At 66.7% G+C, this 13,221-nt stretch carries 16 protein-coding genes; 12 read left to right on the forward strand and 4 right to left on the reverse strand.

Translation table 11 applies throughout. The features are described 5' to 3' along the window. Positions 1-90: 90 nt before the first annotated feature. Positions 91-1,461 carry an ABC1 kinase family protein gene (locus tag ACN2C8_RS01795; RefSeq protein WP_419254096.1) on the forward strand — a complete coding sequence of 457 codons (1,371 nt, stop codon included), beginning with the start codon at positions 91-93 and terminating at the stop codon, positions 1,459-1,461. A 64-nt stretch (positions 1,462-1,525) separates the two neighbouring features. Here the strand turns inward: ACN2C8_RS01795 and ACN2C8_RS01800 are convergent, their stop codons facing one another. Continuing rightward, positions 1,526-2,125 carry a hypothetical protein gene (locus tag ACN2C8_RS01800; RefSeq protein WP_419254097.1) on the reverse strand — a complete coding sequence of 200 codons (600 nt, stop codon included), beginning with the start codon at positions 2,123-2,125 and terminating at the stop codon, positions 1,526-1,528. After that, a complete protein-coding gene (locus ACN2C8_RS01805; RefSeq protein WP_419254098.1) occupies positions 2,115-2,642 on the reverse strand; it encodes an RNA polymerase sigma factor in 528 nt (175 codons plus the stop codon). The genes ACN2C8_RS01800 and ACN2C8_RS01805 overlap by 11 nt, the downstream gene beginning before the upstream one ends. 105 nt (positions 2,643-2,747) lie before the next feature. On the opposite strand from ACN2C8_RS01805, the gene ACN2C8_RS01810 reads away from it, so the two are divergent. The 8 genes from ACN2C8_RS01810 to ACN2C8_RS01845 all read left to right on the forward strand — a co-directional run bounded on the left by ACN2C8_RS01810 (position 2,748) and on the right by ACN2C8_RS01845 (position 8,751). Next, entirely contained in the window at positions 2,748-3,221 is a 474-nt protein-coding gene (locus tag ACN2C8_RS01810; RefSeq protein ID WP_419254099.1) for a PaaI family thioesterase, read from the forward strand. Between the two features lie 2 nt (positions 3,222-3,223). Next, positions 3,224-4,162 carry an alpha/beta fold hydrolase gene (locus ACN2C8_RS01815; protein ID WP_419254100.1) on the forward strand — a complete coding sequence of 313 codons (939 nt, stop codon included), beginning with the start codon at positions 3,224-3,226 and terminating at the stop codon, positions 4,160-4,162. A gap of 26 nt (positions 4,163-4,188) precedes the next feature. Beyond that, on the forward strand, positions 4,189-5,145 hold the full coding sequence (locus ACN2C8_RS01820) for a glycosyltransferase family 9 protein (RefSeq protein ID WP_419254101.1): 957 nt from the start codon (positions 4,189-4,191) through the stop codon (positions 5,143-5,145). A 54-nt stretch (positions 5,146-5,199) separates the two neighbouring features. After that, on the forward strand, positions 5,200-5,430 hold the full coding sequence (locus ACN2C8_RS01825; protein WP_419254102.1) for an aa3-type cytochrome c oxidase subunit IV: 231 nt from the start codon (positions 5,200-5,202) through the stop codon (positions 5,428-5,430). A gap of 118 nt (positions 5,431-5,548) precedes the next feature. Then, positions 5,549-6,691, forward strand: coding sequence for a Re/Si-specific NAD(P)(+) transhydrogenase subunit alpha (locus ACN2C8_RS01830; RefSeq protein ID WP_419254103.1), 1,143 nt, complete (start codon positions 5,549-5,551; stop codon positions 6,689-6,691). A 22-nt stretch (positions 6,692-6,713) separates the two neighbouring features. Then, complete coding sequence (locus ACN2C8_RS01835) at positions 6,714-7,040, forward strand: NAD(P) transhydrogenase subunit alpha (protein ID WP_419254104.1); 327 nt, start codon at positions 6,714-6,716, stop codon at positions 7,038-7,040. Continuing rightward, positions 7,037-7,336: a hypothetical protein gene (locus ACN2C8_RS01840; RefSeq protein WP_419254105.1), complete on the forward strand. Its 300-nt coding sequence runs from the start codon at positions 7,037-7,039 to the stop codon at positions 7,334-7,336. Before ACN2C8_RS01835 ends, ACN2C8_RS01840 begins: the two co-directional genes overlap by 4 nt. Next, on the forward strand, positions 7,333-8,751 hold the full coding sequence (locus tag ACN2C8_RS01845) for an NAD(P)(+) transhydrogenase (Re/Si-specific) subunit beta (protein WP_419254106.1): 1,419 nt from the start codon (positions 7,333-7,335) through the stop codon (positions 8,749-8,751). The genes ACN2C8_RS01840 and ACN2C8_RS01845 overlap by 4 nt, the downstream gene beginning before the upstream one ends. Before the next feature lie 87 nt (positions 8,752-8,838). On the opposite strand, the gene ACN2C8_RS01850 is transcribed toward ACN2C8_RS01845, so the two are convergent. Continuing rightward, positions 8,839-9,186, reverse strand: a complete 348-nt coding sequence (locus ACN2C8_RS01850; RefSeq protein ID WP_419254107.1) for a UrcA family protein — start codon at positions 9,184-9,186, stop codon at positions 8,839-8,841. A 660-nt stretch (positions 9,187-9,846) separates the two neighbouring features. Between ACN2C8_RS01850 and ACN2C8_RS01855 the strand changes: the two genes are divergently transcribed. Both ACN2C8_RS01855 and ACN2C8_RS01860 read left to right on the forward strand, forming a co-directional pair. After that, positions 9,847-10,590, forward strand: a complete 744-nt coding sequence (locus tag ACN2C8_RS01855) for a M23 family metallopeptidase (protein ID WP_419254108.1) — start codon at positions 9,847-9,849, stop codon at positions 10,588-10,590. Positions 10,591-10,635: 45 nt separating this feature from the next. After that, the gene (locus tag ACN2C8_RS01860) at positions 10,636-11,610 is read left to right on the forward strand and encodes an alpha/beta fold hydrolase (RefSeq protein ID WP_419254109.1); all 975 of its coding nucleotides are present in this window, start codon (positions 10,636-10,638) and stop codon (positions 11,608-11,610) included. Between the two features lie 58 nt (positions 11,611-11,668). On the opposite strand, the gene rpsU is transcribed toward ACN2C8_RS01860, so the two are convergent. Further along, positions 11,669-11,908, reverse strand: coding sequence for a 30S ribosomal protein S21 (gene rpsU / locus ACN2C8_RS01865; RefSeq protein ID WP_085953736.1), 240 nt, complete (start codon positions 11,906-11,908; stop codon positions 11,669-11,671). Between the two features lie 181 nt (positions 11,909-12,089). Here rpsU and ACN2C8_RS01870 point away from each other — a divergent pair, with 181 nt between their 5' ends. Then, positions 12,090-12,752 carry a COQ9 family protein gene (locus tag ACN2C8_RS01870; protein ID WP_419254110.1) on the forward strand — a complete coding sequence of 221 codons (663 nt, stop codon included), beginning with the start codon at positions 12,090-12,092 and terminating at the stop codon, positions 12,750-12,752. Positions 12,753-13,221 lie beyond the last annotated feature (469 nt).

Raw genomic sequence — 13,221 nt, forward strand, 5'->3', positions numbered from 1 at the left:
AGGCCGGTGGGGGAAGATCGCAATGCGCTGGCCGACTTCCCCCTCCGTCGCCTGCGGCGACACCTCCCCCTTCAGGGGGAGGACTTAAGCATGGCTGACGACATCAAAGACCCCGAACGCGACCGCCTGTCGGGCCGCTTGAGCCGCTTCGCCAAGGTCGGGGCCGGCCTCTCCGGCGCGGCCGTCAGCTATGGCGCCAACAGCCTGTTCGGCGGCGACAGCGCCGACGCCCGCAACGCCAAGGCCTTGCGGGCGGCCCTCGGTGGGCTGAAGGGACCGCTGATGAAGGCGGCCCAGATGTTCGCGACGGTGCCCGACCTGCTGCCGCCGGAATTCGCCGCTGAGCTGGCCGAGCTGCAGACCAACGCCCCGGCCATGGGCTGGCCGTTCGTCCGTCGACGGATGGCCGCCGAGCTAGGCCCTGACTGGCAGAGCAAGTTCCAGAGCTTCGAGCACGAAGCCGCCCATGCCGCCTCGCTGGGTCAGGTCCATCGCGCCGTCGCGCCCGACGGCCGGGCCATCGCCGTGAAGCTGCAGTATCCGGACATGCAGAGCGCTGTCGAAAGCGATCTGGGCCAGCTGAAGACCCTGTTCGCCCTGTTCAAGCGCATGGACGGCTCGATCGACCCCACCCAGATGATCGTCGAGATCGGCGACCGCTTGCGCGAGGAGCTCGACTATGGCCGCGAGGCCAGACTGATGGCGCTGTATGGCGGCTTCTTCTCGGGGCGCGACGACATCCGGGTGCCGCAGCCCGTGCCGTCGCTGTCGACCGGCCGGCTGCTCAGCATGACCTGGATGGACGGGCAGGGCCTGCTAGCCTTCAAGGACGCGCCGCAGGAGACCCGCGATCGCATCGCCGCCCTGCTGTTCGAGGCCTGGTGGAGCCCGATGACTCATCTGGGGATCATCCACGGCGACCCTCACCTGGGCAATTACACCTTCGGCGGTCCCGCCGGCGGCGACGGCGCGGCGCACCTGAACCTGCTGGACTTCGGCTGTATCCGCATCTTCCCGCCGCGCTTCGTGGCCGGCGTGGTGCGGCTGTATCGCGCCCTGTCCAACGATGACCGCGCCGAGCAGTACGAGGCCTATCGCAGCTGGGGTTTCGCCGGTCTCAATGACGAGCTGGTCGACGTGCTCAACGTCTGGGCCCGCTTCATCTATGGCCCGCTGCTGGACGACCGCGTGCGCACCGTGGCCGACGACGTGCCGCCCGGCGAGTACGGCCGCCGCGAGGCGTTCCGGGTGCGTCAGGCCCTGAAATCCAAGGGCCCGATCACCATTCCGCGCGAATTCGTGTTCATGGACCGCGCCGCCATCGGCCTGGGCGCGGCCTTCCTGCATCTGGGGGCCCGCCACAACTGGAAAGCCCTGTTCGAGGCCTCGCTTGAGGGCTTTTCCGAGGAAGGCCTGGCCAAGCGCCAGGCGGCGTTGCTGGCAGCGGCAGGGGTGGCTTGAAGATCGCCGCGTTCGCGGGTGAACTCGCCCTGACTTAACGCGAGGCCCTTTGAGGGCTGGGGGCCTATCCTTCGTACTCCGCCAGCAGGGCCTCCAGCTGTTTAGCTTCCGGCTTGAGCACCAGGAAATAGCGGCCGGTGTTCCAGGCAACGCTGGCGGCCAGGGCGACGCCGAACACCAGCAGCATCTGCACCCTGTTCTGATCGCTGGTCTTGCCCACGTCGTGGAGCTGGGTCACGGCCAGCAGCATGGGGACCATGAAGACCGGCAGGCTGATCCAGAAGATCCGGCAATTGGCCCGCGCTGCGCGGTTTGAGGCCAGCATGGCCGCCAGGGTGTCGCGCACCGGCGATCCGCTCACGCTCCGCCGACGTCGCGCCAGGACGCCGCTGATCAGCATGGCCGCCAGAACGACCCAGCAGACGGCCAGCATGCCCAGCCCTCCCCATTCACGACTGACCTCCATCGCGCCGTTCAGAACCGACCGCACGGCGATGGCGGTGAACAGCGTCATGGCGGCGACTGGGATCATGAACAGCAGCAGGTCCCCGCGACGGCGGGCTTTCAGGGTGTGCATCAGTTCCTCCATCAGAAAGGTCTGGGCCTTGGCGTCGGGGGTGTTGGCTTCCGAGCGCCAGGCCTGTTCGAGACGTTCAAAGTCCATGGTCGCGGTCCTCCACCAGGCTGGCGATCCGCTGCCGGATACGGGTCAGGCGGGCCCCGACATTGGTTTCACTGAGGCCATGCAGTCGGGCGATCTCGCCGTAGCTCACGCCATCGAGCGACAGCAGGATCAACGACCGGTCCACCGGCGGCAGGGTGCGGATCGCCCCGTACAGCCGGTCCAGCAGCCCGGCCTCGGGCTCAGCCCCGTCCCGTTCGGCGCGCAGGGCCATCTCGGTCTCGATCGCCTCGCCCCGCCGCCGGCGACGGGTCTCGCCGCGTTTCCACGTCAGGGCGGTATTGTGGGCGACGCGGTAGACGAAGGTCGCCGCCGCGCTGCGGTCCTGAAAGCGGGGCCGGGCGCGCCAGACCGCCAGCATCAGCTCCTGCATCAGGTCATGCTGGTCGGCGGGCTGGCCGAAGGCGCGGCTGATCCGGCGCAGGGCGCCCAGATGGGGCGTCAGCCAGTCGGCGAACGCCGCGTCCCCCCGTCTCTCCTGATGCTGATCCGCAGCCATGGCCCATCCCGTGTTCGAGAAGGTTAGACGCCGACGAAGGCCCCGTCCTTACAAGCCGTCAGGGAAGGGTTCCGCTTTGTTCAAACGATCGTTAGGATTTGTTCCATGTCCGACGATCTTACCGACGCCCAGACCGCCGCCATCCCCGATGGCTACAGCCAGCTTAATTGGTCGCGCGGCTTTGGCCGCCAGATCGGGCCATTGTTTGAACAGCGGGGCGGGCCGGGCGACGCGCGTCTGGCCTTCCGCGTCGAGGAGCACCACACCAACGGCCTGGGCAATTGCCATGGCGGCATGCTGATGAGCTTCGCCGACATGGCCTGGGGACGGATCATCTCGCTGCAGAAGTCCTACAGCTGGGTGACGGTGCGGCTGATGTGCGATTTCCTGTCCGGCGCCAAGCTGGGCGACTGGGTCGAGGGGCAGGGCGAACTGATCGGCGAGCAGGACATGGTCTTCACCGTTCGCGGCCGGATCTGGTCGGGCGACCGCACCCTGATTACCGGCACGGGCGTCTTCAAGGGCCTCAGTGCGCGCAAACCCCGTCCCGGCGAACTGGCCTTCAAGGAAGAGGGCTGAACATGGCCGACGACCAACTGTTGCACACCCCGCCGCCGATGCCCGCGCCCCTGATGGCGTTCAACGGCGAGACTCCGCCAGCGCCGGGCTGGTTCGAGGCGGCGCTGGCCATTGAACCCGAGCGGTCAATCATTCCGGTTGATGGCGTGGACATCGAGCTCCTGACCTGGGGCGAGATCGGCAAGCCGGGCCTGCTGTTCCTGCATGGCAACGGCGCCCACGCCGACTGGTGGAGCTTCATCGCGCCCTGGTTCGCGAAAGACTGGCGGGTGGCGGCGATCTCCTGGTCCGGCATGGGCGGTTCGGGCTGGCGCGAGGCCTATTCGGCCCAGAGTTTCGCGGCCGAGGTGTTCGCAGCAGTCGAGGCGGCGGGGCTGGAGGCAGGCGGGGTCAAGCCGATCCTGGTCGGCCACTCGTTCGGCGGCTTTCCCACCCTCTATTGCGGGGTCGAGCATGCCGACCGCCTGCGCGGGATCATCATGGTCGATTCCAGCATCCAGCCGCCGGAAAAGCGCTGGAAGGGACCGCCGCCGCGGGCGGGGTTCGGCAACAAGGTCTACGAGACCCTGACCGAGGCCCTGGCCCGCTTCCGCCTGGCCCCGCCCCAGGCCTGCGAGAACCTGTTTATCGCCGACTACATCGCTCGCCGCTCGCTGAAGGAAGCTGACGGCGGCTGGACGTGGAAATTCGACCCGGCCATCTGGCAGCGGTTCTCCATGCCTGACCTTGGCGACCTGCTGACCCGCATCGCCTGTCCCGCCGCGCTGATGTGGGGCGAACGCTCCAACCTTATGCATGACGAAACCCTGGGCTATATGATCGATCAGATGCCCAAGGACGTCCTGCTCGTGCCGATTCCCGACGCAGACCACCATGTGATGATCGACCAGCCCCTGGCCTTCGTGGCCGGGCTGCGCGGCCTGCTCGCCGCCTGGCGATGACGCAGCCTGGGGGGGCTCCGACCGGGATGGTGATGGTCTACATGCCCGACCGGGGCGTGGGCGACCTGATGTGGCACCTGCCGACCTTGCGGGCCATTGCCGCCCGGGCGCTGGAGGGCAGGGTGCTGCTGGCCGCTCGTCCGTCCAGCCGGGCGCGCGAACTCCTCGCCGGCGAGTCCTGTGTCGAGCTCGTCGACTATCTGGACTATCGCACCGGGACTTTTCGTCATCTCGCTGAGATCGTTGATTTCTATCGCCTCTGTCGCCTGCGCCGGCCGCGAGCGGTGTGGATCCTGGAAAAGATTGACCGTCCCGCCATCGGCGCCGCCCTGGTCGGCGTGCGTGAGCGGCGTGGCTTTGGCCTGGGCCACAGCCAGGAACGCTGGCTGACCCACGGTCCCTTCCTGCCGCGCGCCATGCGCTCGGCCCACCGGATCGAGAAGCTGGCGGCCTTCGAGGCGGCTCACGGTCTGAAAGTCGCCAGCCGCGAGCCGGCGCTGATTCCCGTCCCTGCCGCCCTGGAGGGGGTCGAACAACGCTTCGGCCATTTGCCCAAACCCTGGATCGTTTATGGCGTCGGCGCCAGCGAACCGCGCCGTTGCTGGCCGCTGGACCGTTTCACCGCCCTGAGCGCCGCCCTCTCCGATCTTGGGGGCGCCCATTTCTGGCTTGGCGGACCGGGCGACAGCGCTGCGGTTGACGCTGAACTGAGACGGGCCGACGCCAGCTGCATCAACGTCAATGTCTGCGACCTTAAGCTGGATGCCGGCGCGGCTCTGCTGTCACGCGCCGATCTTTTCATCGGTAATGATTCTGGGCCGCTCAATCTGGCCGCTTCGGTGGGCGTCACGTCGATCGGCCTGTTTGGCGATAGCCCGCCGCTGGACTATTCGCGCTTCCTTCGGCCAATTGTCGGTCAGCGGGGCGGCATGGCGGCGCTGACGGTCGAAAGTGTCGCGGGCATAGCCCGCTTGAGCCTTTAGGCCTGCCGTTGTAAGCGGCGAGACTATCTTTTCTTCCCCAACGAGGACGACGACATGGCCGGCGACTACCACCGCGGTGAAATGGACATTCAGGAACAGGCAGCGACCTATGCCGCCTTTGGCGGTATGACCAAGTGGGGCTCACTGGCGATCGCGGTCGTGCTGCTGACGATTACCATGTGGTTCTGCACGCCGGTCGGCTTCCTCGGCGGCGCGATCGCCGGATTCGTACTGGCCGTGCTGGGTGTCGTGCTGCTTCGGGAAAAGCCAGCTTCCTCGCATTGACACCGGTGGACATCGGCATTTCTTCTCCCTTCCCCGCGCGTAACGCCTCGACAAGAGGCAAGACTATCCCCTAAACAGCAGCGCAAGCTGACTGGGATAGCAGCGCTCTGGGAGGGGTATGCCGATGGCCGTCGTCGCCGTGACGAAAGAAACCCGCGGGGGTGAAACGCGGGTCGCCGCCACGCCGGAAACGGTGAAGAAACTGATCGCGGCCGGCTTCTCGGTAACGGTTGAATCGGGCGCGGGCGCAGCCGCTTCCTACCCCGACGCCGACTACGAAGCGGCCGGCGCCAAGCTGGCCAAGACCGCCAAGGCCGCCATCACCGGCGCTGACGTTTTGTTCAAGGTGCGCGCGCCCGAAGCCGCCGAGATCGCGGCCCTGAAGAGCGGCGCGATCGTCGCCGCCGCGCTCAATCCGCACCAGGACAAGGACACGCTCGCCGCCCTGGCCAAGGCCGGCGCCAGCGCCCTCGCCATGGAATTCATTCCGCGCATCACGCGGGCCCAGGTGATGGACATGCTGTCCTCGCAAGCCAACCTCGCCGGCTATCGCGCCGTGATCGAAGGGGCCGAGGCCTATGGCAAGGCCCTGCCGATGATGATGACCGCCGCCGGCACTATTGCCCCGGCCAAGGTGTTCATCATGGGCGTCGGCGTCGCTGGTCTGCAGGCCATCGCCACGGCTCGCCGGCTGGGCGCTGTGGTCACGGCGACTGACGTTCGCCCCGCCACCAAGGAGCAGGTCGAATCGCTGGGCGCCAAGTTCCTGGCCGTCGAGGACGACGAGTTCAAGAACGCCCAGACCGCGGGCGGCTACGCCAAGGAGATGTCGGCCGAATATCAGGCCAAGCAGGCCGAACTGGTGTCCTCCCACATCGCCAAGCAGGACATCGTCATCACCACGGCCCTGATCCCCGGTCGCCCGGCGCCCAAGCTGGTCAGCGCCGAGCAGGTGGCCTCGATGCGGGCCGGCTCGATCCTGGTCGATCTGGCCATCGAACAGGGCGGCAATGTCGTCGGCGCCAAGCTGAACGAGACCGTGGTCACCGCCAACGGCGCCAAGATCCTCGGCCACGCCAACCTGCCCGGCCGGATCGCCACAGACGCCTCGGCGCTCTACGCCCGCAATCTTTTCGCCCTGTCGGGTCTGTTCCTGAACAAGGAGGGCAGCTTCGCCCCCGACTTCGAGGACGAGATCCTGAAGGCGGCCCTAGTCACCCAGGGCGGCGAAATCGTCCATCCATCTCTGAAGACCGCCTAAGCGCATAGAAAGGGAGGCTCCCATGGAAGCCGTCGACCCCACCGTGTTCCGTCTGGCGATCTTCGTGCTCGCCATCTTCGTGGGCTATTATGTCGTGTGGAGCGTGACACCCGCCCTGCACACGCCGTTGATGGCCGTGACCAACGCCATCTCGTCCGTGATCATCGTCGGGGCCTTGCTCGCCGCCGCCGCCCATGGCGGTACGGGCGAGGCCGCCACCAGCTCGGTCTGGATCTCCAAGGGGGCCGGCGCGATCGCCGCAGCCTTTGCGGCGGTCAATATCTTCGGGGGCTTCCTGGTCACCCAGCGGATGCTGGCCATGTACAAGAAGAAGGACAAGGCCAAGTGAGCGGCTTCGCCACTCTGACCCTGGCTGCGCTGGTCATCCTGATCATCGCCGCCGGCGTCTCGATGATGCGGCCCCGCAAGACGGCGACCGGCAACGGCGCCGCCTTCGCGCCAGCCTTCGTCCTGATCGCCATCGGGCTCAGCGCCAACGCCATCGGCCTGCAGGCCGGAACCAGCGGCGCTGCCGACATCCTTCGCTGGCTCTCGCCCTTTGCCGTCGGCATGGGCGCGGCTCTGCTGCTTGCCAATCTGCGCGCCGACAAGGCGCCGCCGCCGTCCGGGGGGACCTCCGAATGAACGCCAATCTCGCCGCCATCCTCTATATCGTCTCGGGGGTGCTGTTCATCCTGGCCCTGCGCGGCCTCTCCAGCCCGACCACCAGCCAGGCGGGTAACCGCAACGGCATGATCGGCATGGCCATCGCGGTCGGCACCACCCTGGCCACCCTGTGGAGCCAGGGCGCGCTGGACATGATCACCCTCGGCCTGATCCTCGGCGGCGTCGCCGTCGGCGGCGGCGTCGGCGCGGTCATCGCCCGCAAGGTGCCGATGACCTCGATGCCGCAGCTGGTCGCCGCCTTCCACTCGCTGGTCGGCATGGCCGCCTGTCTGGTCGCCGTGGCCGCCATCTATACCCCGGCCGCCTATGGCATCGTCGGCGAGGATGGCCACATCCACGTCAACAGCCTGATCGAGCTCTCCTTGGGTCTGGCCATCGGCGCCATCACCTTCACCGGCTCGGTCATCGCCTTCGCCAAGCTGAACGGCAATATGGGCGGCGCGCCGATCATGCTGCCGGCGCGTCACATGCTGAACATCGCCCTGGGCCTGGGCATCGTCGCCCTGATCGTGGTGCTGGTGATCTCCGGCGGCGCGGCCATCTGGGCATTCTGGGGCATCTTCGCCCTGGCCCTGATCATCGGCGTCACCCTGATCATCCCGATCGGCGGCGCCGACATGCCGGTCGTGGTCTCGATGCTCAACAGCTATTCCGGCTGGGCAGCGGCGGCGCTGGGCTTCACGCTGGAAAACACCACCCTGATCATCACCGGCGCGCTGGTGGGTTCGTCGGGGGCTATCCTGTCCTACATCATGTGCAAGGCGATGAACCGCTCGTTTGTCTCGGTGATCCTCGGCGGCTTCGGCGCCGCTGACGCCGTGGCGGGTCCTGGCGGCCAGGTCGAGAGCCGCCCGGTCAAGCAAGGGTCTGCCGAAGACGCGGCCTTCATCATGAAGAACGCCAGCAAGGTGATCATCGTCCCCGGCTACGGCATGGCCGTCTCCCAGGCCCAGCACATCCTTCGCGAGATGTGCGACAAGCTGAAGGAGGAGGGCGTCGAGGTGAAATATGCCATCCACCCCGTCGCCGGCCGCATGCCGGGCCACATGAACGTGCTGCTGGCCGAAGCCAACGTCCCCTATGACGAGGTGTTCGAGCTGGAAGACATCAACAGCGAGTTCTCGACGGCCGACGTGGCCTTCGTGATCGGCGCCAATGACGTCACCAATCCGGCCGCCAAGACCGACCCGACCAGCGCCATCTACGGCATGCCGATCCTCGACGTCGAAAAGGCCCGTACTGTGCTGTTCATCAAGCGCGGGATGGCCTCGGGCTATGCCGGGGTCGAGAACGAGCTCTTCTTCCGCGACAACACCATGATGTTGTTCGGCGACGCCAAGAAGATGGTCGAAGGGATCGTGAAGGGGCTCTGATCCTCCCCCTCTGCCGGTTCCGGATAAAGCAAAGGCCTCAGGTGATCCTGAGGCCTTTGTCGTTTCGGGGGGTCGCCTGGCCTGAACTCACCGGGCGGCCATCTCGACCGACTTGGCGCGGGCGGCGACCTGCAGGGCCTTGCGCTGACCGTTCGACAGCTGGCGGCGGACTTCGCGTTGGACCGACACCTGGCAATCATTGAACGACATGTTCAGAGAATTGTCGCGGGCCTTGGCGCTGCAAAGGGTATCGGCGGCGTTTTCGACGCGAGCCTGGAAGGCTGCGGCCTGGGCGGGGCTGGACAGGTTCAGGTCGCTGACGGCGATGCGAGCTTGCAGTTCGCCGGCGGTGGCGGCCTGGGCCAGGCCCAGAACCGGAATGGCGGCCAGGCTGATGCTGGCGACAGTGGTCAGGCTCATGATGAACTTGCGCATTTGAAGTAATCCCTCGGTGTTGGTTTGTGTCCGGCGCTTTGCTGCGCCCCATGTCCAGAGGTGTACTTTCGAGTGTTCGTTTAGTCCCGTTACGTCTCAGTCATGACGTTTAATTTAAAGAGTTACGCGCGTTTAATGGAATAAAAATTCAGTAATGTTCAGTGAAGTCGCCGTAACGACAGATGCGACGGGCCGCTGCCCTTTCTGGCGTTTTGGTGTCGCGACAGGGTGTCGCACCTTTTCGGGGCAAGACCGGATCGGCGCGCGTGATCGTCGCCTTGACCAAAATGCCGTTCAGGCCGCTGGGCCCTGTTTTCGGGGTCATGGGGGCTGATGGGGTCGGCGATCGCCAAGCATCGCCAAGTGGGGCCCGCGCGCAACGCAACGCCTTTTCCTGATCATCGCCCAGAGTGCTCTTGATGAAGCTGAACAAATATTTCTGTCAGCAATCCATTCAAGACTTGATACGCTGTAGTACACGCGCGCATCGCCGGCGACAAATGGCCTAAAGGTAGGCAAATGGTTAAGCTGCGCCCAGCTTTCGCCCAATAGTGCCGGCATCTAGCCCGTCGATTCATGATCACGAAAGGTCATTGTGGGACCAAGAGCGCCTTCGCACGGTCTCTCAGCCCGACCGCTCGTCTTTGAGGAAGCGGATTCTTGACGTCACAGACCCTCGCTGCCCGACCTGCCTATTCCCGCGCCGCCTTCCTCGCCCTGGCAGGCACGCTCGCGACGGTATGCGCGCTCAACGCGGGCTCGGCCCTGCGGGCCTTCGCCGGCGAGCCCGAGCTGGCGCCCACGCCCGTGATAGAGGCGCCACCCGTCGAGGCTCCGCCTCCGCCGCCGCCGGCCTTCGTGTTCGACACGCCTTTGCCGGGCCGCGTGGTCAATTCGCCGTTCGGCCTTCGCCAGTTGCCGTGGGAAGAAAATGGCCGCCTGCATGAGGGCGTGGACATCGCCGCACCGACCGGTTCACCGATCAGGGCCGCTACCGATGGGGTGGTCGTCCGAGTGGGCGCCAGCGGCTCGTATGGCCGTTTCGTGGAGTTGGCCCACAAGGACGGCTTCCGCACGATGTATGCCCATCTGGGCGCCACAGCGCGGGGCGTTAAGCCCGGGATGTACGCACGGCGCGGCCAGACGATCGCCTATGTCGGCAGCAGTGGCCGCTCGACAGGCGCGCACCTGCATTTTGAGTTGCGCCGCAAGGGCAAGCCGCTCAATCCCTCCTTCTTCCTCGGACAGACCTTCGCAGAGGCCGACGACCTGCCGCTGCGCGCCGCCGCCCGGGTCTCCCGCAAGGTGCGTATGGCCCAGGTGTCCAACTGGCCAGAGAGTGTGAAGCTGGCCAAGGCCAAGGGCGGCCGTGTCCGCACCCGCATTTCCGTCGCCGATAGCTGAGAGACGACGCTCGACGCGTCACGATCGAGCGGTAAGGTGGGGCCCATGCTTAAGGTCCTTGTTCGCGGTTTCGCCGGTGTCGTTGTCTTTTTGGTCTCCTATATCGCCCTGGGTGGCGTGATGAGCGCCTCCGGTGCGTCGCGCCCTCGCGGCGAGATCGTGCAGATCGAGGCGGGCCGCAGCCTGCGGCTGGTCTGCGAGGGTCCCAGCAGCGCCCGTCCGGTGGTCTGGCTGGAGGCCGGCGCCTTTGGCTTCGCCGCCGACTGGGGCGCGACCCAAGAGGCCCTGACAGCCGCCGGCTGGCGTTCCTGCGCCTATGACCGGGCCGGCATGGGCTATTCGCCGCCGGGACCCGCGCCCCGCGACGGCCTGGCCATCGTCGCCGACTTTGAAAAGCTGGTCGCCGCCTCGGGCGAGCCAGGACCCTATATTCTGGTCGGCCATTCGATGGCGGGTCTGCGGCTGCGCCAGTATGCGGGCCAGAACCCCGGCAAGATCGCGGGACTGGTCCTGGTCGACGCGGCGACGCCGGAGGCGGCCCAAAACCCCCGCATGAGCGGCTTCATCAAGGCCTTCGCCATCGCCTCGCGCTGGGCGGCGCGGGGCGCGTCGATCGGGCTCTACAAGCCGCTGGTCCATACCGGGATGGGCGACAAGATCGGGCTGCCCAAGGCGGCCGGGGCGGAGAAACGCTGGGCCTTCGCCAGTGGCCGCCATAACCGCACCTCGGCCGACGAGGTGGCGCTGTGGGCCCAGGCCTCGGATCAGGCCGCCCTGCAGCCGCCCTATGATCCCGCCTGGCCGGTGGCCGTGGTCACCGCCGGCCCCCTGAAGGGCCGCGAGGCGTGGAAGGCGATCCAGGCGGCGCCGGCGAACGCCTCGCGCCACGGTCTGGTCGACCATGTCGAAGCCGCCACCCATACCCGGCTGCTGGGCCGCGACTTCGCCGACCGCATCGTCAAGGCCGTGGCCTTCGTAGCCAGCCCCGGGCGAGGGCGGCTGACAGGAGCCCAAAAATGACGAAAGCCGCGCGGATCGCCGCGCGGCTTTCGATAGTCTTCGACGGTGAGGCTAGAGCCTACCGCGCGCCGACCGGCTTCTTCGGCATCGGGATCAGGCCTTCGCGCTGGGCGCGCTTGCGGGCCAGCTTGCGGGCGCGGCGAACCGCTTCGGCCTTTTGACGGGCGCGCTTTTCCGACGGCTTCTCATAGTGCACGTGCCGCTTCATTTCGCGGAACGAGCCTTCGCGCTGCATCTTCTTCTTCAGGGCCTTGAGGGCCTGATCGACGTTGTTGTCGCGGACGAAAATCTGGACCAGGGGTCTCTCTCCATTCGACGGCCCGACCAATGTCCCGAGTCCCTCTCAGGGGCCGGGCGGGCGAACAAAACCTGATAAATCCGGAAGAGGGGCTTCCGGGAAACGAGGGGCGGCTGATAGCAGAGTGAATGGGACCTGTCCATGCGCGACGCGGCCTAAACCACGGTGTAGACTCGGATTCATGAGCAAGGCAGCCCAAGACGGAAACCAGACGGAAAGAAGTTGGGCCGACGAGGCCGAACAGCGGGTGCTGGACGAGGCCGTGCGCCTGGCGCCGAGCGCCGGCTGGAACGCCCGGCTGACCGAGCGCGCGGCCCAGGCTGCGGGCCTGTCGCCAGGTGAGACGCAATTGCTGCTGCCCGAAGGGGCCCGGGACCTGGCGGCCCTGCTGTCGCGACGCCATGATGCGGCGGCGCTCGAGACCCTGACCATCTACGACCCCAACGCGATGAAGATTCGCGAGAAGATCCGCGCCGGCGTCGTGGCCCGTCTCGACGCCGTGGCCGCCGACGCCGAGGTCATGCGGGCCCTGGCCGCCTTCCTGGCCTTCCCGACCAACCTGGCCCTGGCCCTGCGCCTGACCTGGGAAAGCAGCGATATCCTGTGGCGCTGGGCGGGCGATACGGCCACCGACGAGAACCACTATTCCAAGCGGGCGATTCTTTCGGGCATCCTGGTCTCGACGATGGCCGTCGACATGGCCTCGGGCCGCGAGTCGGCCCTGGCGCACCTGGACGCCCGCATCGACAACGTCATGGCCTTCGAGAAGTGGAAGGCCGGGCTCAAGCCGATGGACCTGGCCAGCGAGCTGGTCACGGCGCTGGCGAAGATGCGGTACCGGTGACAGTGGCCCCCTCCTGACCGCTACGAGGCCCTTAGGGGGCAAGTCTGGCGGACACGGGCTCGTAGCCTCACGCGATCACTCGCTGAGCTAGGTGGGGAGGCGCGAAGCGGCCGGGGCGACCCCGGATGACCGTGATGTGTTTTGTGCGTTTCGGCTCGACCTGTCCGCTTCGCAGAAGCTGTTCTTGCGTGAGGATTGGGCCAAGCGAGCGTCTTTCAGCTCTGATACCCAAGAGCCCCCGTACGGGCGCGCACCCCCGACCTTTTGGCGAACCCAAGAGGTCAAATGCCAGATGCGCGTGACAGACGCCTTCGGCTGTCACGCGCGCAATCGGCGAACCGTCTCGACCCCCGAAGATGCGCGATAGGCGGGTTTACGACCCCTCGCCCTGTTGCTCCACGCTGTCCCTCCGACGAGCCTTCCGGTGGTCCCGGATCTATCCAACGAACAGACCACCTTCGTCCTCGCC

Origin of the sequence: Caulobacter sp. ErkDOM-C, from assembly GCF_048541825.1 — a bacterium.
Classification (GTDB): domain Bacteria; phylum Pseudomonadota; class Alphaproteobacteria; order Caulobacterales; family Caulobacteraceae; genus Caulobacter.